The organism is Escherichia sp. MAL-1, assembly GCF_052948035.1.
On sequence record NZ_CM129609.1, the window covers coordinates 4,663,511 to 4,687,109 of the forward strand.

A 23,599-nucleotide genomic window follows, 5' to 3' on the forward strand; every position below is an offset into this window, starting at 1 on the left:
TCCGGCCTGACAAGAGGAAATTTAAAATAATTTTCTGACCGCGCAACATTCAACCAAATCAGCCTAAAACTGCCAGTTTTTCGAGCGTTTCGAAGCCGTAACGCTGTAAAACGGGCAATAATTGTTCAGCTCCTGGCGTCATTGCCATACAAAAGGCAATATTCGCATCGGCAGATTTTGCATCCGGGGCTTCATGTTCTAACAACCAGGCCGTTCGGCGAGCAATCGCTGCGCCAGAATCCACCAGCCGGGTTCCCTCTGGCAGCACTTGTAACAGTTCTTCTTGTAGTAGAGGGAAATGGGTGCAACCCAATACAACGGTATCTGGCGGCTCTTTCATTCTTAACCACGGGCGTAGGATACGTTTTAGTGCATCCAGAGAAACATCTTCGCCATGTAGCTTCGCTTCAGCCAACTCAACCATCTCTGCCGAGCCCAGCATTTCTATCTGGCATTCATTAGCGAAACGCGCGATCAGCTCATGAGTATAAGAACGTTTAACTGTTCCGCGGGTTGCCAGTAATCCGACAATGCCATTTGCCGTCAGACGTGCAGCAGGTTTAATCGCCGGCACGACACCAACAACCGGGAAGTCGAACTTTTCGCGTAATGCAGGAAGTGAAACGGTACTGGCAGTGTTGCAAGCGACCACAGCCAGCGCAAGGGGATAACGTTCTTGCACCGCGGTGACAATTGCCACCACTCGCTCAACAATAAACGCTTCGCTTTTTTCGCCATACGGGAAAGCGACGTTATCGAAAGCATAAATGTAATGGAGATCCGGTAAGAGATGCCGGATCTCGTCATAGACCGACAACCCACCGACGCCGGAGTCAAACACCAGCACGGTGGGACGTGGTTCAGAAGGTGTAGCTGCCAGACAAGGTGTATTCCCGTCCTGCAGTTTGGTAGCCATAGACTGTCTCATAATCTTTGTCGAACAGGTTGGCTATTTTACCACGAACTGTCAGGTGAGAGGTGACCGGATACGCAACCGCAAGATCCCACAAGCTCACACCGCCCATTTTAACGGTTTGATAAGGATAAGATGAGTAATCCTTATCATAGCGAGTGCCTAAATACTGATAAGTAATACCCCAGTCGAAGTCATACAACTGCCAGTCGAGCTGGTATTTCACCTGCTGTTTAGCACGGCGTAACAACGGCGTGTCGGTAATCGCATTGCGCGCATCGACATAATCATAACTCACAGTATGCGTCAGTGGTCCGGTATCAAAATTGGCGGTCGCCTCGACGCCCTTAATCCGCGCTTTCCCTTCGTTGTAATATTTCAGGGTGTGATCATCATAATCGATCAAGTCACTGACATCGTTACGATATCCGGAAATACGCCAGTTCACCCCAGCGGTTAAGCCTTCAAACGCGCCTTCCCACTGTTTGCTTTTCTCCGGGTCCAGATTCGGATTTCCGTAGAAGCCATACAGTTGCCCCAGATTTGGTGCCTTATAAGATGTCCCGTAGGAAGCAATGAAGCGATAACCTTCGATGAATTCCCAACCGGCGCTGGTTTGCCAGGTTCCATGACGACCAAACTGTGAGTTATCGTCACTGCGTGCTGCGCCTTCAAAGGTAAAATCGCCGACTTGTTGCAGCCCGGTCAGATAGATGCCGGTATTACGTTGATCATATCCATCCTCAACATAACCTGTACCCGGCGTCGTAGTCTGTTTCTGCCAGTCGACACCCGCACCAATACTACCGTGACCAACGATGACATTGTTTGCCCACTGGACGGTGTATTGCTTCATCTCATCGAGCGTCGCCGACGAATCATAACGACCATAATGGGGATCGTAGTTGTAATCTTTGCTATGGCTATAGCTGGTAATGAGTTGTGATTTAATCAGTTCGCCGTTATAGCGCAGCCCGGCGTCCCAACTTTGGCTATAGAGTTTACGGGTATCGAGCAACGGTGAACCGGGAGAATAATACGCGTCATAATTGGTACGGTTATCATAGCCATAGCCGCGCACAAAGCCGCTCCAGGCATCAGTAAAGTTATGCTCCAGCGCGCCATAAAGCGTTTTACTTAAAAAACCATCGTTATCTGTCTGCGCTTGCGTTCCGGTATTACCATAGGCAACAACATCATAACCATGAGTATGGGCATAATCGCCCAACAGCGTTACCCGTGTCTTATCCCCCAGTTGTTGCTGCGTAGAGACATCATAGTTCTGATAACTATTGCTTCCCCACCCTGCTGAAATTTCCGTTCCGGGTTCATCGCGCGTCGTGATGATATTCACCACCCCGCCTATTGCATCGGAACCATAAACAGCGGAGCGCGGCCCACGGATATATTCAACACGCTGGACAAGCGCAATAGGGAACTGGCTAAGGTCGGCAGAACCACTCACCCCCGCCAGATTCAGGCGTACGCCATCAATTAACACCAACACATGACTGGCATTTGTACCGCGAATAAAAATAGATGAGAGCTGACCTGAACCGCCGTTTTGGGTGATATCGACGCCCGGAAGACGGCGCAGCACATCATTGACCGAGGTCGACTGCCAGCGGTCGATATCCTGACGGGTCACAACGGTGGTTGGTGCAAGCACAGTGCTGCGCGGCTGTTCAAAACGGTTAGCAGTAACGACGAGAGTATCCGGGCTGGTATCCTGTGCCCAAGCGGAAAATGCCGTGACGGAACACGCCGTCAGCAGCGAAGCTTTTTTAATCATTGTAAAGCATCCACAATAGAAGAAGGATGCCGCAGGTTTCATCAATATTACGCGATGATGAGAACCAGATGCGACGTTGGCCGGCAGGTCTTCGGGCTTGGAGGGGTATCTAAGATACTAAGAGATGATGACTTCCCACCGGATGGCAGTGTCCGCATAACGCAATCATCGCACCTTTCCTTACCGCTGCGCGTCAGCTCCAGATTCGCACTGGATTCCCTATTAACTCACAGGACCGGCAAGTGGATGCTACAGGTTGTAACAAGTTACTGTCCAGACGTAGCTCACAAATAGGAATTCATCAAGATCTGGACATCTGATGAGCAATCCCTACAATCGCCGCGTACTTTAATTTTTCAGGATACATCATGACCCCCGAACACCTTCCAACAGAACAGTATGAAGCGCAGTTAGCCGAAAAAGTGGTACGTTTGCAAAGTATGATGGCACCGTTTTCTGACCTGGTTCCGGAAGTGTTTCGCTCGCCGGTCAGTCATTACCGGATGCGCGCGGAGTTCCGCATCTGGCACGATGGCGATGACCTGTATCACATCATTTTCGATCAACAAACCAAAAGCCGCATCCGCGTGGATAGCTTCCCCGCCGCCAGTGAACTTATCAACCAGTTGATGACGGCGATGATTGCGGGTGTGCGTAATAATCCCGTTCTGCGCCACAAGTTGTTCCAGATTGATTACCTCACTACGCTGAGTAATCAGGCGGTGGTTTCCCTGCTATACCATAAGAAGCTGGATGATGAGTGGCGTCAGGAAGCGGAGGCCCTGCGCGATGCACTGCGCGCGCAGAATCTGAATGTGCATCTGATTGGTCGGGCAACGAAAACCAAAATCGAGCTGGATCAGGATTACATCGATGAACGTCTGCCGGTCGCAGGGAAAGAGATGATCTACCGTCAGGTAGAAAACAGCTTTACCCAGCCGAACGCGGCGATGAATATTCAGATGCTGGAATGGGCGCTGGACGTAACCAAAGGCTCAAAAGGCGATTTACTGGAGCTGTACTGCGGCAACGGTAACTTTTCATTAGCGCTGGCGCGCAATTTTGATCGGGTATTAGCCACCGAAATCGCTAAGCCGTCGGTTGCTGCTGCGCAATACAACATCGCAGCTAACCATATTGATAACGTACAAATTATTCGTATGGCGGCAGAAGAATTTACTCAGGCGATGAATGGTGTGCGCGAGTTTAACCGCCTGCAAGGGATCGACTTAAAGAGTTATCAGTGCGAAACCATTTTTGTCGACCCACCGCGCAGCGGTCTGGACAGTGAAACCGAGAAAATGGTGCAGGCGTATCCGCGTATTTTGTACATCTCCTGTAACCCGGAAACGTTATGCAAGAATCTGGAAACATTAAGCCAGACGCACAAGGTCGAACGTCTGGCTCTGTTTGATCAGTTCCCCTACACGCACCATATGGAGTGCGGCGTATTACTGACCGCGAAGTAAAACCCATGCCGGATGCGCCAGCATCCGGCATAATACCGATTACTCAGCAACTTCCTGCTTACGGTTACGCATCTTCGCGCCAATCCAGAACACCATAATGACGGAGAGTACTGCCGGGAAGAAGTTAGAGCCGATATCCGGATATTCCGCACGAACTACCGTGCTGTACAGCAGTACGCCGAGAATAAAACAGGCAGCTGCCAGACCCGGCAAGCCTACCGGCATAGTGCGATTAAGATAACGTTGATGCAGGCAGTAAACCGTCAGCACCAGGGAAATAATCGGGAATACAGAAAATGGCACAATGGAGCTAAACAGCGCTGCGAAAGTACCATTAATCGATAAGCCAGCAACTAACGCCAGCAGCAGCGTACCTCTATCTTGATTTGCTTGTTTCATTACTCGTCCTTCACATTTCCCGGAATAATTGCGGTTTTCTCTTGTTCACGGCGATACCAGTAATAAGCCCCTTTCGAAATCATTCGCAGTTGCAGTACCAGTCGCTCTTCTAATTGCCGACGTTGTTCGACGCCGACGTCCAACGCCTCGGCACCCGCACTGAAGACAATTGTCACCATTGCTTCGGCTTGCGCTTCAGTAAACGCACGCGGCATATGGTTTTCGAGTTCCAGATAGTCCGCAAGTTCCGCAATGAAGTGCTGAATTTCACGCGCAACGGCGGCACGAAACGCAGCGGAGGTGCCGGAGCGTTCCCGCAATAATAACCGGAAGGCGTTAGGATTATTACCGATGAACTCCATAAATGTGGAGACCGAGGTGCGGATCACACTCCCGCCTTTGGCGATACGCTGACGCGCCTGGCGCATGAGTTGGCGTAGCATTAAACCGCTCTCATCAACCATGGTCAGACCCAGTTCGTCTACGTCGCGGAAATGCCGATAAAAAGAGGTGGGAGCAATGCCCGCTTCACGCGCCACTTCACGCAAACTCAGGCTGGCGAAGCTGCGTTCAGCACTTAATTGGCTAAATGCGGCTTCCACCAGCGAACGGCGGGTTTTTTCTTTTTGTTGCGCTCTTACGCCCATCACGATGTCTGAATCCTTGCCAAAAGTACTGCTGGCACTATACCAGAGAATGAACATACTGGATTGCTCCAGTATTGTGAATGAACGGTAACGCAATAAAACATATTTACTGCAATTCTTTGGCCGGTTCTTTTACGTACAGCGGAAACCTGCCGCTTAAACGGAGAGTATCGTCGATAAAAATCCAATAAAACGTCAGGGCAAAAGTAAGAAACAGACAAAGCAAAGGCCGCTCAGGATATAGCCAGATAAATGACGGGGATCAATTGGCTTACCCGCGATAAAATGTTACCATTCTGTTGCTTTTATGTATAAGAATAGGTAAGCCCTACCATGCCACATTCCTACGATTACGATGCCATAGTAATAGGTTCCGGCCCCGGCGGCGAAGGCGCTGCAATGGGCCTGGTTAAGCAAGGTGCGCGCGTCGCAGTTATCGAGCGTTATCAAAATGTTGGCGGCGGTTGCACCCACTGGGGCACCATCCCGTCGAAAGCTCTCCGTCACGCCGTCAGCCGCATTATAGAATTCAATCAAAACCCACTTTACAGCGACCATTCCCGACTGCTCCGCTCTTCTTTTGCCGATATCCTTAACCATGCCGATAACGTGATTAATCAACAAACGCGCATGCGTCAGGGATTTTACGAACGTAATCACTGTGAAATATTGCAGGGAAACGCTCGCTTTGTTGACGAGCATACGTTGGCGCTGGATTGCCCGGACGGCAGCGTTGAAACACTAACCGCTGAAAAATTTGTTATTGCCTGCGGCTCTCGTCCATATCATCCAACAGATGTTGATTTCACCCATCCACGCATTTACGACAGCGACTCAATTCTCAGCATGCACCACGAACCGCGCCATGTACTTATCTATGGTGCTGGAGTGATCGGCTGTGAATATGCGTCGATCTTCCGCGGTATGGATGTAAAAGTGGATCTGATCAACACCCGCGATCGCCTGCTGGCATTTCTCGATCAAGAGATGTCAGATTCTCTCTCCTATCACTTCTGGAACAGTGGCGTAGTGATTCGTCACAACGAAGAGTACGAGAAGATCGAAGGCTGTGACGATGGTGTGATCATGCATCTGAAGTCGGGTAAAAAACTGAAAGCTGACTGCCTGCTCTATGCCAACGGTCGCACCGGTAATACCGATTCGCTGGCGTTACAGAACATTGGGCTAGAAACTGACAGCCGCGGACAGCTGAAGGTCAACAGCATGTATCAGACCGCACAGCCACACGTTTACGCGGTGGGCGACGTGATTGGTTATCCGAGCCTGGCGTCGGCGGCCTATGACCAGGGGCGCATTGCCGCACAGGCGCTGGTAAAAGGCGAAGCCACCGCACATCTGATTGAAGATATCCCTACCGGTATTTACACCATCCCGGAAATCAGCTCTGTGGGCAAAACCGAACAGCAGCTGACCGCAATGAAAGTGCCATATGAAGTGGGCCGCGCCCAGTTTAAACATCTGGCACGCGCACAAATCGTCGGCATGAACGTGGGCACGCTGAAAATTTTGTTCCATCGGGAAACAAAAGAGATTCTGGGTATTCACTGCTTTGGCGAGCGCGCTGCCGAAATTATTCATATCGGTCAGGCGATTATGGAACAGAAAGGTGGCGGCAACACTATTGAGTACTTCGTCAACACCACCTTTAACTACCCGACGATGGCGGAAGCCTATCGGGTAGCTGCGTTAAACGGTTTAAACCGCCTGTTTTAAAACTTTATCGAAATGGCCATCCATTCTTGCGCGGATGGCCTCTGCCAGCTGCTCATAGCGGCTGCGCAGCGGTGAGCCAGGACGATAAACCAGGCCAATAGTGCGGCGTGGTTCCGGCTTAATGCACGGCAGATAAACAACCCCATCGCGTTTGCGCTCCGGCGGCACAGCCAGCGCTGGCAGTAAAGTGATCCCGCTACCTGCCGCCACCATGTTGCGCAGAGTTTCCAGGCTGGTCGCGCGGAAGTGTGTATCTTCATCCGCCCCGGCTTCAAAACAGAAACCCATTGCCTGATCGCGCAAACAGTGACCATCTTCCAGCATCAGCAGTTTTTCCCCTGCCAGATCGGCCATCGGTACGCATTCGCGGTTCGCCCACGGGTGATCTTCATAGATAGCCAGCAACATTGGCTCATCAAACAACGGCACTTCAATGAATGCTTCGCTCTCTTTCACCAGCGCGAGGATCACGCAATCGAGTTTGCCGCTGTCCAGTTGCGCCAGTAACTGGTGGGTCTGTGCTTCATGCAGATACATTTCCAGCTTTGGAAAGGTCTGGTGCAGCATAGGGATAATATGCGGTAGCAGGTACGGTCCAACTGTGGGAATCAAACCAATGTGCAGCGGTCCGGACATCGTCTCGCCCTGCTGGCTTGCCATCTCTTTAAGGACTTTCACCTCACGCAGCACGGTACGCGCCTGATCCACCAGCAGCATTCCCGCCTGGGTGAACAACACTTTACGGCTGGTCCGCTCCAGCAACATCACGCCCAGCTCATCTTCCAGCTTACGAATTTGCCCGCTAAGCGTCGGCTGGCTAACGTGGCAGGAATCTGCCGCACGCCGAAAATGGCGGTGTTCAGCCAATGCCACCAGGTACTCAAGATCACGAATATTCATTATCCATCCTCCATCGCCACGATAGTTCATGGCGATAGGTAGAATAGCAATGAACGATTATCCCTATCAAGCATTCTGACTGATAATTGCTCACAGAAACGGAGCGGCACCTCTTTTAACCCTTGAAGTCACTGCCCGTTTCGAGAGTTTCTCAACTCGAATAACTAAAGCCAACGTGAACTTTTGCGGATCTCCAGGATCCGCTTTTTTTTGCCATAAAAAAGCCCGGCGATAAGCCAGGCTCAAATTTATACATATAAATGTTCTTACCCTAACCGAGCATGCGCAAAAGCAATCGCCTGCGCCACCTGCTGCGGTGAGACGCCGCCTTTTGCCGCACGCTTGTCGAGGCACGATTGCAGCGACAGAATCGGATAGACATCTTCGTCAATCACCTGACTGAATTTCTGCAACTCACTGAGCGGCAGATCTTCCAGCGGTTTGCCCTGACGAATGGCTTCCACCACCGCTTCACCAACAATATGGTGCGCCTCGCGGAACGGTACGCCTTTCGCCACCAGATAATCCGCCAGTTCGGTGGCGTTGGCGTAACCCTGCTGAGCCGCTTCCTGGCAACGTGGACGTTTCACCTGAATGCCGTCCAGCACCAGCGCCGCCATATGCAGGCAGTCCAGCCAGGTATCGAGCGCGTCGAACAGACCTTCTTTGTCTTCCTGCATATCTTTGTTGTAAGCCAGCGGCAAACCTTTCAGCGTCATCATCATGCCGGTTAACGCCCCCTGCACCCGACCGCATTTACCGCGAATCAGCTCCAGCGCATCCGGGTTTTTCTTCTGCGGCATTAATGATGAACCGGAAGTCACGCGGTCAGAAAGCTCCACAAACCCCGCTTCGCCGGTGTTAAAGAAAATCAGATCTTCAGCAAAACGCGACAGATGCACCATGCCGATAGCGGCAGCAGAAAGCAGTTCCAACACATGGTCACGGTCAGAAACGCTGTCGAGACTGTTACGGGTCGCCGAAGCAAAGCCCAGCCAGCCTGCTAACTGTTCACGGTCGATTTCATAGGCCGTTCCCGCCAGCGCGCCACAGCCTAGCGGGCTGACATCCAGACGCTTAAGCGCATCCTGCAAACGGCTTTCATCACGCGCCAGCATCTCAACATAGGCCAGGCACCAGTGCGCGAACGTCACCGGCTGGGCGCGTTGCAGGTGAGTGTAACCTGGCATTACCGCGTCCTGATTGTTTTGTGCGGTTTCCACCAGCGCCGATTGCAGCTGCCGGTTAGCCGTCAGTAACTCGCTAACGGTATCTTTGCACCACAGTTTCAGGTCAGTCGCTACCTGATCATTACGGCTACGCCCGGTATGCAGCTTTTTGCCTAACTGGCCCACTTTGTCGATCAGTTTGCCTTCCACCCAGCTATGGATATCTTCGGCGTCGCTTTCAAGGATTTGTTGTGGCCTGGCGCGAACATCTTCCAGCAACACGTTCAGCGCCTCTTCCAGTTGCGCCTGCTCTTCTGCGGTTAACACGCCTACCGTGACCAGGGCTTTGGACCAGGCCACAGAGCCAACAATATCCTGCTCCGCCAGACGGTAATCAAAGCGCAGTGAGTCGTTGAATTGTTTGAACCGTTGATCTGCTGCCTGGGTAAAACGCCCGCCCCAAAGTGCCATAACTCTGTTTCCTTATTTTGAAATTCAATGCCGGAAAGCTGCGCCTCCGGCCAACAAAACTTAAGCTAAAATCCGCGTACCCATCGGCATACCGTTAAACAGTGCCGGAAGCTGCTCCGCATGACGCCAGGAGGCGATATCTACCGGACGGCCCAGCGTGCGGGCCGCATCCAGCGCCGCGTTCACTTTCACTATCATGCCGTCAGTAATAATGCCCTGCTCAATCAGTTGTTCTGCTTTCGCGGCGGTCATTTCGGCAATGCGTTGCCCTTTGCCGTCGAGAATGCCGCTGACGTCGGAGAGCAAAATCAGATCCGCGCCCAGCGTTGCCGCCAGCGCCGTTGCCGCCTGGTCGGCATTGACGTTCATCAGTTGCCCTTCGTCTGTTACGCCAATGGAGCTGACCACCGGCAGATAACCGTTCTCCAGCAAGGAGTTGATAAGCTTAGGCGAACCTGGCTGCGCCAGTCCAACATGGCCTAACTCTTCATCAAGCTGGGTCACTTTGACGCTGTCGCCGTCACCGAGAAACAAACCTACGGCCGCAATCTGATGTTTCTTCGCCCATGCCAACAGGGTTTTATTTGCCGTTCCCGCCAGTGCTCCGGTGATAATGTCTATCTGATCCGCAGGCGTCACCCGCAGGCCATTTTTCTTTTTCACCGGCAGATTCAGCCCTTTCATCAGCTCATCCACCACGCAACCGCCGCCGTGCACAATCACCAGCGGACGCTGATGTGACTCACGATAATTCACCAGTGCGCTAAACAGACGTTCCAGCGCCTCTTCACTATCCAGCAGTACGCCGCCCAGTTTGATAATTAATGGATTCATCATTGCACCCTTAAATAAGAGACTGCGTTTCCGCATAGCCGAAACGAATATTGGCGCACTGTACCGCTTGTGCCGCCGCGCCTTTCAGTAAGTTGTCTTCGGTCGCCACAATAATCAGATGCTCGCCCTGAACGGCAAACCCGATATCGCAAAATGGCAGCCCAACGACATTTTTCAGCGCCGGAACGCCTTTGTCATACAGCCGCACCAGCGGTTTATGGGCATACGCCTGCTGTAACACTTGCGCGACTTGCGCCTGGGTCACACCCGATTTCAGGCGGCAGGTAATGGTTTCGAGAATGCCGCGCGGGAAATTGCCCAGATGTGGGGTGAAGATAACGTCAGCACCGAGGTGTGTGGCGATCTCTGGTTGATGGCGATGAGTAAAGACGCCATACGGTTGCAGGCTAACTTCACAAAAGCTGTTTGAAATGGCCGCTTTACGCCCTGCACCGCTCACGCCGCTGGTGGCGTTGATCACCGGCCACTGATTGAGGTCAAGAAGATCGGCATCAATCAACGGTTTCAGCGCCAGCTGTGCCGCCGTCGGATAACAGCCCGGCACCGCAATCAAATTCGCTTCTTTTAATTTATTACCGCACCACTCCGCCAGACCGTAGGCTGCCTGTTCCAACAGTTCCGGGTATTGATGGGTAAAGCCGTAATATTTTTCATAGAAGGTGGCGTCGTTAACACGAAACGCGCCGGAAAGGTCGAACACCACGCAGCCCGCTTCAAGAAACTGCGGCGCTAAATCGTGGCTAACTTCATGGGCGGTGGCGAGAAACACTACGTCCACCCCTGGGCTAAACTCGCTGATATCCGACATCGGCTGCAACGGCAGATCAACGATGCCTTTTAGCTGCGGATGCAAATCGGAGATTAACTTTCCCGCATCATTGCTTTGCGCTGAAACAGTCAAAGCGGTTATGTTCATATGCGGATGGCGATTTACATAGGTCACTAGCTCTGCGCCAGCGTAGCCGCTGGCACCCACAATCAGCGTATTCAACATCGGGGCTATTCACCTTCTTATGTCTGGTTGCCAGGTTAAACGTAAAACATTCACCTTACGGCTGGTGGGTTTTATTACGCTCAACGTTAGTGTATTTTTATTCATAAATACTGCATGAATATTGATACTATCATGACCAGAGGTGTGTCAACAATGAAAAACAAATTACCGCCATTTATCGAGATTTACCGCGCTCTGATTGCCACACCTTCAATAAGCGCCACGGAAGAGGCACTCGATCAAAGCAATGCAGATTTAATCACTCTGCTGGCGGACTGGTTTAAAGATTTGGGCTTCAATGTGGAAGTGCAGCCTGTTCCAGGAACTCGCAACAAATTCAATATGCTGGCAAGTATCGGACAGGGGGCTGGCGGCTTGTTGCTGGCGGGGCATACCGATACGGTGCCATTTGATGACGGTCGCTGGACGCGCGATCCGTTTACACTGACGGAGCATGACGGCAAGCTTTACGGCTTAGGCACCGCCGACATGAAAGGCTTTTTTGCGTTTATCCTTGATGCGCTACGCGATGTCGACGTCACGAAACTGAAAAAACCGCTCTACATTCTGGCGACTGCTGATGAAGAAACCAGTATGGCCGGAGCGCGTTATTTTGCCGAAACTACCGCCCTGCGCCCGGATTGCGCCATCATTGGCGAACCGACGTCACTACAACCGGTACGCGCACATAAAGGTCATATCTCTAACGCCATCCGTATTCAGGGCCAGTCGGGGCACTCCAGCGATCCAGCACGCGGAGTTAACGCTATCGAACTAATGCACGACGCCATCGGGCATATTTTGCAATTGCGCGATAACCTGAAAGAACGTTATCACTACGAAGCGTTTACCGTGCCATACCCTACGCTCAACCTCGGGCATATTCACGGTGGCGACGCTTCTAACCGTATTTGCGCTTGCTGTGAGTTGCATATGGATATTCGTCCGCTGCCTGGCATGACACTCAATGAACTTAATGGTTTGCTCAACGATGCATTGGCTCCGGTGAGCGAACGCTGGCCGGGTCGTCTGACGGTCGACGAGCTGCATCCGCCGATCCCTGGCTATGAATGCCCACCGAATCATCAACTGGTTGAAGTGGTTGAGAAATTGCTCGGAGCAAAAACCGAAGTGGTGAATTACTGTACCGAAGCGCCGTTTATTCAAACGTTATGCCCGACGCTGGTGCTCGGTCCGGGTTCCATCAATCAAGCTCATCAGCCTGATGAATATCTGGAGACGCGGTTTATTAAACCCACCCGTGAGTTGATTATCCAGGTAATTCACCATTTTTGCTGGCATTAAAACGTAGGCCGGATAAGGCGCTCGCGCCGCATCCGGCACCGTTGCCAAACTCCTGTGCCGCAATAATGTCGGATGCGATGCTTGCGCATCTTATCCGACCTACACCTTTGGTGTTATGTATGGCGATTTTTTAACATTTCCATAAGTTACGCTTATTTAAAGCGTCGTGAATTTAATGACGTAAATTCCTGCTATTTATTCGTTTGCTGAAGCGATTTCGCAGCATTTGACGTCACCGCTTTTACGTGGCTTTATAAAAGACGACGAAAAGCAAAGCCCGAGCATATTCGCGCCAATGCGACGTGAAGGATACAGGGCTATCAAACGATAAGATGGGGTGTCTGGGGTAATATGAACGAACAATATTCCGCATTGCGTAGTAATGTCAGTATGCTCGGCAAAGTGCTGGGAGAAACCATCAAGGATGCGTTGGGAGAACACATTCTTGAACGCGTAGAAACTATCCGTAAGTTGTCGAAATCTTCACGCGCTGGCAATGATGCTAACCGCCAGGAGTTGCTCACCACCTTACAAAATTTGTCGAACGACGAGCTGCTGCCCGTTGCGCGTGCGTTTAGTCAGTTCCTGAACCTGGCCAACACCGCCGAGCAATACCACAGCATTTCGCCGAAAGGCGAAGCTGCCAGCAACCCGGAAGTGATCGCCCGCACCCTGCGTAAACTGAAAAACCAGCCGGAACTGAGCGAAGACACCATCAAAAAAGCAGTGGAATCGCTGTCGCTGGAACTGGTCCTCACGGCTCACCCAACCGAAATTACCCGTCGTACACTGATCCACAAAATGGTGGAAGTGAACGCCTGTTTAAAACAGCTCGATAACAAAGATATCGCTGACTACGAACACAACCAGCTGATGCGTCGCCTGCGCCAGTTGATCGCCCAGTCATGGCATACCGATGAAATCCGTAAGCTGCGTCCAAGCCCGGTAGATGAAGCCAAATGGGGCTTTGCCGTAGTAGAAAACAGCCTGTGGCAAGGCGTACCGAATTACCTGCGCGAACTGAACGAACAACTGGAAGAGAATCTCGGCTACAAACTGCCCGTCGAATTTGTTCCGGTACGTTTTACCTCGTGGATGGGCGGTGACCGCGACGGCAACCCGAACGTCACTGCCGATATCACCCGCCACGTCCTGCTGCTCAGCCGCTGGAAAGCCACCGATTTGTTCCTGAAAGATATTCAGGTGCTGGTTTCTGAACTGTCGATGGTTGAAGCGACCCCTGAACTGCTGGCACTGGTTGGCGAAGAAGGTGCCGCAGAACCGTATCGCTATCTGATGAAAAACCTGCGTTCTCGCCTGATGGCGACACAGGCATGGCTGGAAGCGCGCCTGAAAGGCGAAGAACTGCCAAAACCAGAAGGCCTACTGACACAAAACGAAGAACTGTGGGAACCGCTCTACGCTTGCTACCAGTCACTTCAGGCGTGTGGCATGGGTATTATCGCCAACGGCGATCTGCTCGACACCCTGCGCCGCGTGAAATGTTTCGGCGTACCGCTGGTCCGTATTGATATCCGTCAGGAGAGCACGCGTCATACCGAAGCGCTGGGCGAGCTGACCCGCTACCTCGGTATCGGCGACTACGAAAGCTGGTCAGAGGCCGACAAACAGGCGTTCCTGATCCGCGAACTGAACTCCAAACGTCCGCTTCTGCCGCGCAACTGGCAACCAAGCGCCGAAACGCGCGAAGTGCTCGATACCTGCCAGGTGATTGCCGAAGCGCCGCAAGGCTCCATTGCCGCCTACGTGATCTCGATGGCGAAAACGCCGTCCGACGTACTGGCTGTCCACCTGCTGCTGAAAGAAGCGGGTATCGGGTTTGCGATGCCGGTTGCTCCGCTGTTTGAAACCCTCGATGACCTGAACAACGCCAACGATGTCATGACCCAGCTGCTCAATATCGACTGGTATCGCGGCCTGATTCAGGGCAAACAGATGGTGATGATTGGCTATTCCGACTCAGCAAAAGATGCGGGCGTGATGGCAGCGTCCTGGGCGCAATATCAGGCACAGGATGCATTAATCAAAACCTGCGAAAAAGCGGGTATTGAGCTGACGTTGTTCCACGGTCGCGGCGGTTCCATTGGTCGCGGCGGCGCACCTGCCCATGCGGCACTGCTGTCACAACCGCCAGGAAGCCTGAAAGGCGGCCTGCGCGTAACCGAACAGGGCGAGATGATCCGCTTTAAATATGGTCTGCCAGAAATCACCGTCAGCAGCCTGTCGCTTTATACCGGGGCGATTCTGGAAGCCAACCTGCTGCCACCGCCGGAGCCGAAAGAGAGCTGGCGTCGCATTATGGATGAACTGTCAGTCATCTCCTGCGATGTCTACCGCGGCTACGTACGTGAAAACAAAGATTTTGTGCCTTACTTCCGCTCCGCTACGCCGGAACAAGAACTGGGCAAACTGCCGTTGGGTTCACGTCCGGCGAAACGTCGCCCAACCGGCGGCGTCGAGTCACTACGCGCCATTCCGTGGATCTTCGCCTGGACGCAAAACCGTCTGATGCTCCCCGCCTGGCTGGGTGCAGGTACGGCGCTGCAAAAAGTGGTCGAAGACGGCAAACAGAGCGAGCTGGAGGCTATGTGCCGCGATTGGCCATTCTTCTCGACGCGTCTCGGCATGCTGGAGATGGTCTTCGCCAAAGCAGACCTGTGGCTGGCGGAATACTATGACCAACGCCTGGTAGACAAAGCACTGTGGCCGTTAGGTAAAGAGTTACGCAACCTGCAAGAAGAAGACATCAAAGTGGTGCTGGCGATTGCCAACGATTCCCATCTGATGGCCGATCTGCCGTGGATTGCAGAGTCTATTCAGCTACGGAATATTTACACCGACCCGCTGAACGTATTGCAGGCCGAGTTGCTGCACCGCTCCCGCCAGGCAGAAAAAGAAGGCCAGGAACCGGATCCTCGCGTCGAACAAGCGTTAATGGTCACTATTGCCGGGATTGCGGCAGGTATGCGTAATACCGGCTAATCTTCCTCTTCTGCAAACCCTCGTGCTTTTGCGCGAGGGTTTTCTGAAATACTTCTGTTCTAACACCCTCGTTTTCAATATATTTCTGTCTGCATTTTATTCAAATTCTGAATATACCTTCAGATATCCTTAAGGAATTGTCGTTACATTCGGCGATATTTTTTCAAGACAGGTTCTTACTATGCATTCCACAGAAGTCCAGGCTAAACCTCTTTTTAGCTGGAAAGCCCTGGGTTGGGCACTGCTCTACTTTTGGTTTTTCTCTACTCTGCTACAGGCCATTATTTACATCAGTGGTTATAGTGGCACTAACGGCATTCGCGACTCGCTGTTATTCAGTTCGCTGTGGTTGATCCCGGTATTCCTCTTTCCGAAGCGGATTAAAATTATTGCCGCAGTAATCGGCGTGGTGCTATGGGCGGCCTCTCTGGCGGCGCTGTGCTACTACGTCATCTACGGTCAGGAGTTCTCGCAGAGCGTTCTGTTTGTGATGTTCGAAACCAACACCAACGAAGCCAGCGAGTATTTAAGCCAGTATTTCAGCCTGAAAATTGTGCTTATCGCGCTGGCCTATACGGCGGTGGCAGTTCTGCTGTGGACACGCCTGCGCCCGGTCTATATTCCAAAGCCGTGGCGTTATGTTGTCTCTTTTGCCCTGCTTTATGGCTTGATTCTGCATCCGATCGCCATGAATACGTTTATCAAAAACAAGCCGTTTGAGAAAACGTTGGACAACCTGGCCTCGCGTATGGAGCCTGCCGCACCGTGGCAATTCCTGACCGGCTATTATCAGTATCGTCAGCAACTAAACTCGCTAACAAAGCTACTGAATGAAAATAATGCCTTGCCGCCGCTGGCTAATTTCAAAGATGAATCGGGTAACGAACCGCGCACCTTAGTGCTGGTGATTGGCGAGTCAACCCAGCGTGGACGCATGAGTCTGTACGGTTATCCGCGTGAAACTACGCCGGAGCTGGATGCGCTGCATAAAACCGATCCGAATCTGACCGTGTTTAATAACGTGGTTACGTCTCGTCCGTACACCATTGAAATCCTGCAACAGGCGCTGACCTTTGCCAATGAAAAGAACCCGGACCTGTATCTGACGCAGCCGTCGCTGATGAACATGATGAAACAGGCGGGTTATAAAACCTTCTGGATCACCAACCAGCAGACGATGACCGCCCGCAATACCATGCTGACGGTATTTTCGCGCCAGACCGACAAGCAGTACTACATGAACCAGCAACGTACGCAGAGTGCGCGTGAATACGACACCAACGTGCTGAAGCCGTTCCAGGATGTGCTGAATGACCCTGCGCCGAAGAAACTGATCATCGTTCATCTGCTGGGTACGCATATCAAATACAAATACCGCTACCCGGAAAATCAGGGCAAGTTTGATGGCAATACCGATCATGTTCCGCCAGGATTAAGCGCAGAAGAGCTGGAATCATATAACGATTATGACAACGCTAACCTGTATAACGATCATGTGGTTGCCAGCCTGATTAAAGACTTTAAAGCGGCAGACCCGAACGGATTCCTGGTTTACTTCTCTGACCACGGTGAAGAGGTTTACGACACGCCGCCTCATAAAACCCAGGGGCGTAATGAGGACAACCCGACGCGTCATATGTACACCATTCCGTTCCTGCTGTGGACGTCGGAAAAATGGCAAGCGACTCATCCCCGTGATTTCTCACAGGATGTCGATCGTAAATACAGCCTGGCGGAACTGATCCACACCTGGTCAGATTTGGCGGGCTTATCTTACGACGGTTACGATCCAACCCGTTCAGTGGTGAATCCGCAGTTCAAAGAAACTACCCGCTGGATTGGTAACCCGTACAAGAAAAACGCGCTGATCGATTACGACACACTGCCGTATGGCGATCAGGTGGGTAATCAGTAATTATCAGCCAGGCGCTATTTGCCGGATGCGACGCTTGACGCGTCTTATCCGGCCTACAGATCGCGGCGGTAGGCTGGATAAGGCGTTTACGCCACATCCGGCAATACAACTGCCGCAATGTTTACATCGAACTCCCCTCAGGCCACACTTTTCAGGTGGCCTTTTTTAATAATGCCAGTTACTGTTTTCCCGTCTACATACCTAAGGGAATAACATGTATCACGACGTCAGCTATCTGCTCTCCCGCCTGATCAACGGCCCGCTGTCCCTGCGCCAGATTTACTTTGCCAGCAGTAACGGCCCGGTGCCCGATCTTGCGTATCAGGTCGATTTTCCACGGCTGGAAATTGTGCTGGAAGGTGAGTTTGTTGATACCGGCGCTGGAGCAACGTTAGTTCCCGGCGATGTGCTGTACGTTGCCGCTGGTGGCTGGAATTTCCCACAATGGAAAACACCCGCTACCACCTTTAGCGTGCTGTTTGGCAAACAGCAACTCGGCTTCAGCGTCGTGCAATGGGATGGCAAACAATATCAAAATCTGGCGAAGCAACACGTCGCCCGGCGCGGCCCACGCATAGGTTCTTTTCTGCTACAAACGCTCAATGAAATGCAAATGCAGCCGCAGGAGCAGCAAACGGCAAGGCTTATCGTCGCCAGCCTGCTTAGCCACTGCCGCGATTTGCTTGGCAGCCAAATCCAGACCGCCTCACGCAGCCAGGCACTATTTGAAGCTATTCGCGATTATATCGACGAACGCTATGCCTCCGCGCTTACCCGCGAATCTGTTGCGCAGGCGTTTTATATTTCGCCAAATTACCTCTCGCACCTGTTTCAAAAAACGGGGGCCATTGGTTTTAACGAATACCTGAATCACACGCGACTGGAGCACGCTAAGACGTTATTGAAAGGCTATGACCTGAAGGTAAAAGAAGTGGCGCACGCCTGCGGCTTTGTCGACAGCAACTACTTCTGCCGTCTGTTTCGTAAAAACACCGAACGCTCGCCGTCGGAATATCGTCGGCAGTACCACAGCCAACTGACAGAAAAACCGACTACTCCAGAATAAGATGGGTTTGCTGCGGCGCAGAAAGCACTTTGCGCACCGCGCTCATTACCCGCTGCGGCTCACGCAGGAATGCGTAGATGCTGCATTGCACATAGCGGCAATGTTCAAATCGCTCGGCACCGGCAAGCTCGATATCCGTAATCAACAGAGCAACATCCGCCCGACGGATATCCTCGTCCGCTAAACGATTCTCCGTTCCCAGCGCGCCCTGAGTTTCAATGCTGACTCCCCACTTCTCTAACAGGCACAACTTTTCCAGCCGTTCCGCCGCCATATAAGTATGCGCCACGCCACTGACGCAGGCGGTTACTGCCACCAGGTATGCCATTTTAACCTCCCACGGTAACCTGAAATCCGGCCCGTTCTGCCATTTCGCGCATCGTTGTCACATCGGCTGACGACGGCGCAGGCACCTCTTTCATCGACCATGTTTTCCCCAGCAGGCGGTATTTCGGTTCGCCGTACTGATGAAACGGTAACAGATGGATCTGCCTGATTTTCAGCGGGATCAGTACATCCAGCGCCTGCTGCATATTCTCCCGGCTGAGCGTGAAACCAGGGATCAACGGTAAACGCGGGATCACGTTGACACCCTCACTCACCAGCAAACGCAGATTCTCCAGCACGCGTGGCAGGTTCATCTTCACCACATCCCGCGCCTGAGTCGCGTCCATAATTTTTAAATCGAACAGCACTTCATCGCACAATTTCGCCAGCGGTAACAGCTTGCTTGCTGGCGCGTCTCCGGCAGTTTCAATGGCGCATGACACACCCCACAGCCGCAGTCGCTGTAAAAAACGGGTAGCAAACTCCGCCTGCATTAACACTTCGCCGCCAGAAAGCGTGACGCCGCCGCCGGACGTGCGAAAAAAAATGTCATCTTTCATCACTTCCCGTTCCAGAGCGTCAAGGCTGATATCGCGACCAATCCGTTCAAACGCCCCGGAGGGGCATTCATCCGCATCACGCAAACATTTCGCACAGTGCAGACATTTCGCCTCTCTGCGTACCGTCTGGATTTTGCCGGAGATCGACTCCGGATTAGCACACCACGGGCAAAGATGCGGACAGCCTTTAAAAAAGACCACCGTACGAATGCCCTCACCATCATTCAGTGAATAACGCTGAATGTTGAAAATGCGCGCCACATCATTGCGGCGCGTTTCCACAACGTTACAGCTGATGCGCTGTCCGGCGGATGATGTCATCCTGGATCTCCTTCGACAGTTCGACAAAGAAGGCGCTGTATCCGGCAACGCGCACCACCAGCCCGGCATAATCTTGTGGGCGCTGTTGCGCTTCCCGCAACGTGTCGGCGTTCACCACGTTAAACTGAATATGTTGTAACTTAAGCTGGGTAAACGTCCGTAAGAAGTCGGCCAGTTTGCGTAATCCCGCTTCACCTTCCAGGGTCGCCGGAGTGAATTTCACGTTCAGCAATGTACCGTTAGACAGCAGTGTGTTATCGAGCTTACTGACTGACTTCAGTACCGCCGTTGGCCCTTGTGCGTCCTGACCCAGCATAGGTGACAAGCCGCCGTCTGCCAGCTGTTCTCCGGCAAAACGACCGTCTGGCGTCGCGCCAACCACCGATCCCAACGGAACGTGAGCAGAAACGGTATACGATCCCGGCGTGAAGTAGCCGCCGCGCGGGTTCTGGTATTTTTCCACTTCTTTGCAGTAGTGGCGCAACAGTTCGGCGCTAATGTTATCCACCTCGTCGATATCGTTACCGTATTTCTCAAAGCGGTTAATTAAGCGAGCGCGGACTTTTTCGCCTTCTGGCGTTGCAAAGTTGGCTTTTAATACCGACAGCAATTCGTCAAAACTTAAACGCTGTTGATCAAAAACCATCCCTTTCAACGCATGGAGAGAATCGCTCAGGTTGGCGATACCGATCCCCTGTACGCCGGAGAAGTTATAACGCGCGCCGCCATCGGTAATATCGCGGCCTTTTTCCAGACAATCGCTGATAAAAGACGAGAGCAGCGGTACAGGTGCCCAGTCGCGATGGCCGATATCGCAAATATTACTGCCTTCAACCATCAGGGTGATGTAGTGGCTGATCTTGGCACGGATCTGTTCCAGTAAACCTTCATAAGTCAGCGCGGCATTGCCTTCATTTTCATGCAGGCAGATTTCCATCACTTTCAGCAGGTTAAACATCGCGATGTCATGCAAGCCGTAGGTTCTGCCGGGAATAGATAATTCCACACAGCCCACTACGGAATAGTCGCGCGCATCTTCCAGCGAAACGCCACGGTTGAGGAACGCTGGCACCACCACTTCATCGTTAAAGATTTGCGGAATACCGGTGCCGAGGCGAATGGTTTCGGCGGTTTTCATCAGGAACGGCGTGTCGATCAAGGCGTTAGTGCGCACGCCGAGGTTCGGTTGCGGTAATTGCACGCTTTGATAGGCGTCAAGGCAAAGGAACGAAAGCACGTTCACCGCGCTACGTCCGTTCTCGGTTAACCCGCCGAGCAGTGCGGTATAGCCGGTCGGGAAACCGGCGAAATAACGCGCGCTGCTGGTGGAGCGCAACAGCACGATGTCGTTGCATTTCACCCATAAAGATTCGAGCAGTTCTTTCAGGAACGCCGCATCTTCGCCCTGGGTTAATGATGTCTGATAGAACGGCAACATATACTGGTCGAAGCGCCCCAACGATAGCGAACTGGCGTTGGATTCGTATTGCAGAATGATGTTCATGTACCAGAATAACTGGCACGCCTGCCAGAACGTCTGCGGCTTATGTTGCGCGTTATGGCGGGAGATCTCCGCAATAGTCAGCAGCTCTTCGCGACGCTGGGCATCTGTGCAGTTTGCCGCCATCGTTTCCGCCAGTTCGGCGTAACGCAAAATGTGTTTCTGCGAGGCTTCCAGCAGTAACAGCGCTGCCTGATAAAAGTGATTCTCCGGCTGTTGCTGACAATGTTGCTGCATCTGTGCTACCAGCTCCCCCAGCCCGTGATTCAGCAGGCGTGGGTAATCAATAATAATGTGCCCCTGGCCTTTATCTGTCTGGTTGATGCTGAAAATCTGCGTGCTGGTCGCGGCTTTTACTTCATCTGTCATCTGCCCGTTGATGAAATCTTTCATCGAACGTTTTTCCCCGTACGGGAACAACTCTTCGCGGTAGATACGTTTATCTTCTTCGCTGATAGCAAAGCGGTCCTGCGGACGCGTCGGGAATTGATCCAGCTCTTTCAGCAGCCAGTAAGGGTCCATTTCCGGCGACATAATCCCGGCGCGCGGTTTTACGGTGCGGTTACCGGCAATCAGTTCTTCATCACGAATCGAAATTTCAACATGTTCAAGGATATACGCTGTTGCTTTCGCCCGGCGCAATATCACCGGTTCGCCTTCGGTTTGCCGATGGCTGGCGGTATAAAGCAGCGCCCGCTCCAGCGAGATTTCACGGGTATTGGAAAACAGTGCAGTTTTGAGGCGAGAGATACGATTCGTCATGAGGAACTCCTGTGGGAAAGCGAACCCGCCCTTGCGAGCGGGAGAAGAACTTAAGCGGTTTGCGCCAGGTGAGCTTCAATTTTGCTCATAATGGCGTCAGCACGTTTTACCGCATCGCTGATGTTGACGCGCACGATGGTCTTGCCAGCAAAACGCTCTTCAAACTTGATGCCGATATCTTTGGTCAGAATCACCATATCAGCGCTCGCCACGTCTTCCGCTGTCAGTTCATTTTCCAGACCAATTGACCCCTGGGTTTCTACTTTCACTTCCCAGCCTTTCGCTTTCGCGGCACTTTCCAGCGCCTCTGCTGCCATATAGGTATGGGCAACACCTGAAGGACATGCGGTTACTGCAATAATTTTCGTCATGGCTTGTTCCTCAATTAATTAATTTCAAAATCCAAATCCAGGTCGTCTTCTTTTTCATCAGTCGAAGACCCATTTTTACGCGCCAGACTTTTCAGCACGTTCACACAAACAGCCGTCACCACTGCTCCGACAGCCACTGCGGCGATATAACCCAGCTTGCCTTCAACCACCGGCAGTACAATCAGACCACCCCAGCCTGCATAGCACTGCGCACCGACCAGCGCCGCAGTTACCGCACCACAAACAGAACCAACCATGATGGAAGGAATGACACGCAGCGGATCGGCAGCGGCGAAAGGAATCGCCCCTTCAGTAACCCCAACGCACCCCATCACCAGCGCCGCTTTACCAGTTTCGCGCTCTTCTGCGGAGAAATTTTTACGACCAATCAGCGTCGCCAGCCCCATCCCCAGCGGTGGAACACAAATCCCAACAGCGGCAATAGCCACCACGGTATAAACACCCTGAGCAACGCAAATCAGCATGAAGGCATAGGCCACTTTGTTAACCGGACCGCCCATATCGAACGCCAGCATCAGACCCATGATCACCGCCAGCATAACAATGCTGCCCTGCTGCATCCCCTGAAGCCACTGAGTCAGGCTGTTGGTCAACGCCCCTACAGGCTCGCCCAAGCCCCACATCATGATGCCTGCGGTAATCAGTGTGCCGACGATAGGAATGATGAAGATAGGCATCACCGAGCGCAGAACTTTATGCACCGGAATTTTCTTCAGGTAATGCACCACGATGCCGCCGATAATCCCGGCGATCAGCGCACCAAAGAAGCCCGCACCAAAGCTGTTACCAACCCAGGCACCGATAGCGCACGGAGCCAGCGCAGAACGCTCTGCAATGGAGTAACCAATGTAAGCGGCGAGGAAAGGCACCATCAGCGTCAAACCCGCAACGCCGATATCAAACAGTTTTTTCAGATTCGGATCGGCTACGGCATCCGGCACTGCGCCTTTGCCATACAACATGACGGAAACCGCCAGCAAAATACCGCCCGATACCACGAAGGGAATCATGTGTGAAACGCCCGTCATTAAATGCTGACGGGTATTTTTCAGGATCTGCACCAACTCATTCATAAGCTGCTCCCGGGCTTGCAAAAGCCCATGT

The 23,599-nt window shown here is 52.4% G+C and carries 19 protein-coding genes and 1 riboswitch; of the genes, 6 read left to right on the forward strand and 13 right to left on the reverse strand.

What is annotated here, in order from left to right; translation table 11 throughout:
* Window positions 1-58 precede the first annotated feature (58 nt).
* Window positions 59-916 carry a glutamate racemase gene (gene murI, locus ACU8XX_RS23250; RefSeq protein WP_000201820.1) on the reverse strand — a complete coding sequence of 286 codons (858 nt, stop codon included), beginning with the start codon at window positions 914-916 and terminating at the stop codon, window positions 59-61.
* Complete coding sequence (gene btuB / locus ACU8XX_RS23255) at window positions 861-2,705, reverse strand: TonB-dependent vitamin B12 receptor BtuB (RefSeq protein ID WP_000591359.1); 1,845 nt, start codon at window positions 2,703-2,705, stop codon at window positions 861-863. Before btuB ends, murI begins: the two co-directional genes overlap by 56 nt.
* A gap of 65 nt (window positions 2,706-2,770) precedes the next feature.
* Window positions 2,771-2,960, reverse strand: a riboswitch (cobalamin riboswitch).
* 113 nt (window positions 2,961-3,073) lie between these two features.
* On the opposite strand from btuB, the gene trmA reads away from it, so the two are divergent.
* Window positions 3,074-4,174 (forward strand): tRNA (uridine(54)-C5)-methyltransferase TrmA, encoded by a 1,101-nt coding sequence (gene trmA / locus ACU8XX_RS23260; RefSeq protein ID WP_000187022.1) that lies wholly within the window; start codon window positions 3,074-3,076, stop codon window positions 4,172-4,174.
* 39 nt (window positions 4,175-4,213) lie between these two features.
* On the opposite strand, the gene ACU8XX_RS23265 is transcribed toward trmA, so the two are convergent.
* Both ACU8XX_RS23265 and fabR read right to left on the reverse strand, forming a co-directional pair.
* On the reverse strand, window positions 4,214-4,573 hold the full coding sequence (locus tag ACU8XX_RS23265; protein WP_000806411.1) for a YijD family membrane protein: 360 nt from the start codon (window positions 4,571-4,573) through the stop codon (window positions 4,214-4,216).
* Entirely contained in the window at window positions 4,573-5,223 is a 651-nt protein-coding gene (gene fabR, locus ACU8XX_RS23270) for an HTH-type transcriptional repressor FabR (protein ID WP_001309117.1), read from the reverse strand. The genes ACU8XX_RS23265 and fabR overlap by 1 nt, the downstream gene beginning before the upstream one ends.
* Before the next feature lie 330 nt (window positions 5,224-5,553).
* Between fabR and sthA the strand changes: the two genes are divergently transcribed.
* Window positions 5,554-6,954, forward strand: coding sequence for a Si-specific NAD(P)(+) transhydrogenase (sthA, locus tag ACU8XX_RS23275; protein WP_001120810.1), 1,401 nt, complete (start codon window positions 5,554-5,556; stop codon window positions 6,952-6,954).
* Here the strand turns inward: sthA and oxyR are convergent.
* The 4 genes from oxyR to argC all read right to left on the reverse strand — a co-directional run bounded on the left by oxyR (window position 6,937) and on the right by argC (window position 11,343).
* Entirely contained in the window at window positions 6,937-7,854 is a 918-nt protein-coding gene (gene oxyR / locus ACU8XX_RS23280; protein WP_001025939.1) for a DNA-binding transcriptional regulator OxyR, read from the reverse strand. The genes sthA and oxyR overlap by 18 nt on opposite strands.
* A 266-nt stretch (window positions 7,855-8,120) precedes the next feature.
* A complete protein-coding gene (gene argH / locus ACU8XX_RS23285; protein WP_016241742.1) occupies window positions 8,121-9,494 on the reverse strand; it encodes an argininosuccinate lyase in 1,374 nt (457 codons plus the stop codon).
* Window positions 9,495-9,554: 60 nt separating this feature from the next.
* Complete coding sequence (gene argB / locus ACU8XX_RS23290; RefSeq protein ID WP_001302318.1) at window positions 9,555-10,331, reverse strand: acetylglutamate kinase; 777 nt, start codon at window positions 10,329-10,331, stop codon at window positions 9,555-9,557.
* Window positions 10,332-10,338: 7 nt separating this feature from the next.
* Window positions 10,339-11,343: an N-acetyl-gamma-glutamyl-phosphate reductase gene (gene argC, locus ACU8XX_RS23295; protein ID WP_000935370.1), complete on the reverse strand. Its 1,005-nt coding sequence runs from the start codon at window positions 11,341-11,343 to the stop codon at window positions 10,339-10,341.
* Window positions 11,344-11,496: 153 nt separating this feature from the next.
* On the opposite strand from argC, the gene argE reads away from it, so the two are divergent.
* The 4 genes from argE (at window position 11,497) to ACU8XX_RS23315 (ending at window position 18,632) form a co-directional block, all read left to right on the forward strand.
* On the forward strand, window positions 11,497-12,648 hold the full coding sequence (gene argE, locus ACU8XX_RS23300) for an acetylornithine deacetylase (protein ID WP_001301272.1): 1,152 nt from the start codon (window positions 11,497-11,499) through the stop codon (window positions 12,646-12,648).
* A gap of 351 nt (window positions 12,649-12,999) precedes the next feature.
* Window positions 13,000-15,651 (forward strand): phosphoenolpyruvate carboxylase, encoded by a 2,652-nt coding sequence (ppc, locus tag ACU8XX_RS23305; RefSeq protein ID WP_001005586.1) that lies wholly within the window; start codon window positions 13,000-13,002, stop codon window positions 15,649-15,651.
* Window positions 15,652-15,832: 181 nt separating this feature from the next.
* A complete protein-coding gene (locus ACU8XX_RS23310) occupies window positions 15,833-17,566 on the forward strand; it encodes a phosphoethanolamine transferase CptA (protein WP_000556295.1) in 1,734 nt (577 codons plus the stop codon).
* Window positions 17,567-17,780: 214 nt separating this feature from the next.
* A complete protein-coding gene (locus ACU8XX_RS23315) occupies window positions 17,781-18,632 on the forward strand; it encodes an AraC family transcriptional regulator (protein ID WP_000274624.1) in 852 nt (283 codons plus the stop codon).
* Here ACU8XX_RS23315 and ACU8XX_RS23320 read toward each other — a convergent pair.
* From ACU8XX_RS23320 to ACU8XX_RS23340, 5 genes are read right to left on the reverse strand one after another with little or no spacing between them, the layout of a single operon-like run.
* Window positions 18,619-18,960: a PTS fructose-like transporter subunit IIB gene (locus ACU8XX_RS23320; RefSeq protein ID WP_000323846.1), complete on the reverse strand. Its 342-nt coding sequence runs from the start codon at window positions 18,958-18,960 to the stop codon at window positions 18,619-18,621. The two genes, ACU8XX_RS23315 and ACU8XX_RS23320, sit on opposite strands and share 14 nt — an antisense overlap.
* Window position 18,961: 1 nt before the next feature.
* Window positions 18,962-19,840 (reverse strand): [formate-C-acetyltransferase]-activating enzyme, encoded by an 879-nt coding sequence (locus ACU8XX_RS23325; RefSeq protein ID WP_000204139.1) that lies wholly within the window; start codon window positions 19,838-19,840, stop codon window positions 18,962-18,964.
* Entirely contained in the window at window positions 19,806-22,103 is a 2,298-nt protein-coding gene (locus tag ACU8XX_RS23330; protein WP_240765313.1) for a formate C-acetyltransferase, read from the reverse strand. Before ACU8XX_RS23330 ends, ACU8XX_RS23325 begins: the two co-directional genes overlap by 35 nt.
* Window positions 22,104-22,153: 50 nt before the next feature.
* Window positions 22,154-22,474, reverse strand: coding sequence for a PTS fructose-like transporter subunit IIB (locus ACU8XX_RS23335; RefSeq protein ID WP_000161265.1), 321 nt, complete (start codon window positions 22,472-22,474; stop codon window positions 22,154-22,156).
* A 14-nt stretch (window positions 22,475-22,488) separates the two neighbouring features.
* Window positions 22,489-23,568: a PTS fructose transporter subunit EIIC gene (locus ACU8XX_RS23340; RefSeq protein ID WP_001004454.1), complete on the reverse strand. Its 1,080-nt coding sequence runs from the start codon at window positions 23,566-23,568 to the stop codon at window positions 22,489-22,491.
* Between the last annotated feature and the right edge of the window lie 31 nt (window positions 23,569-23,599).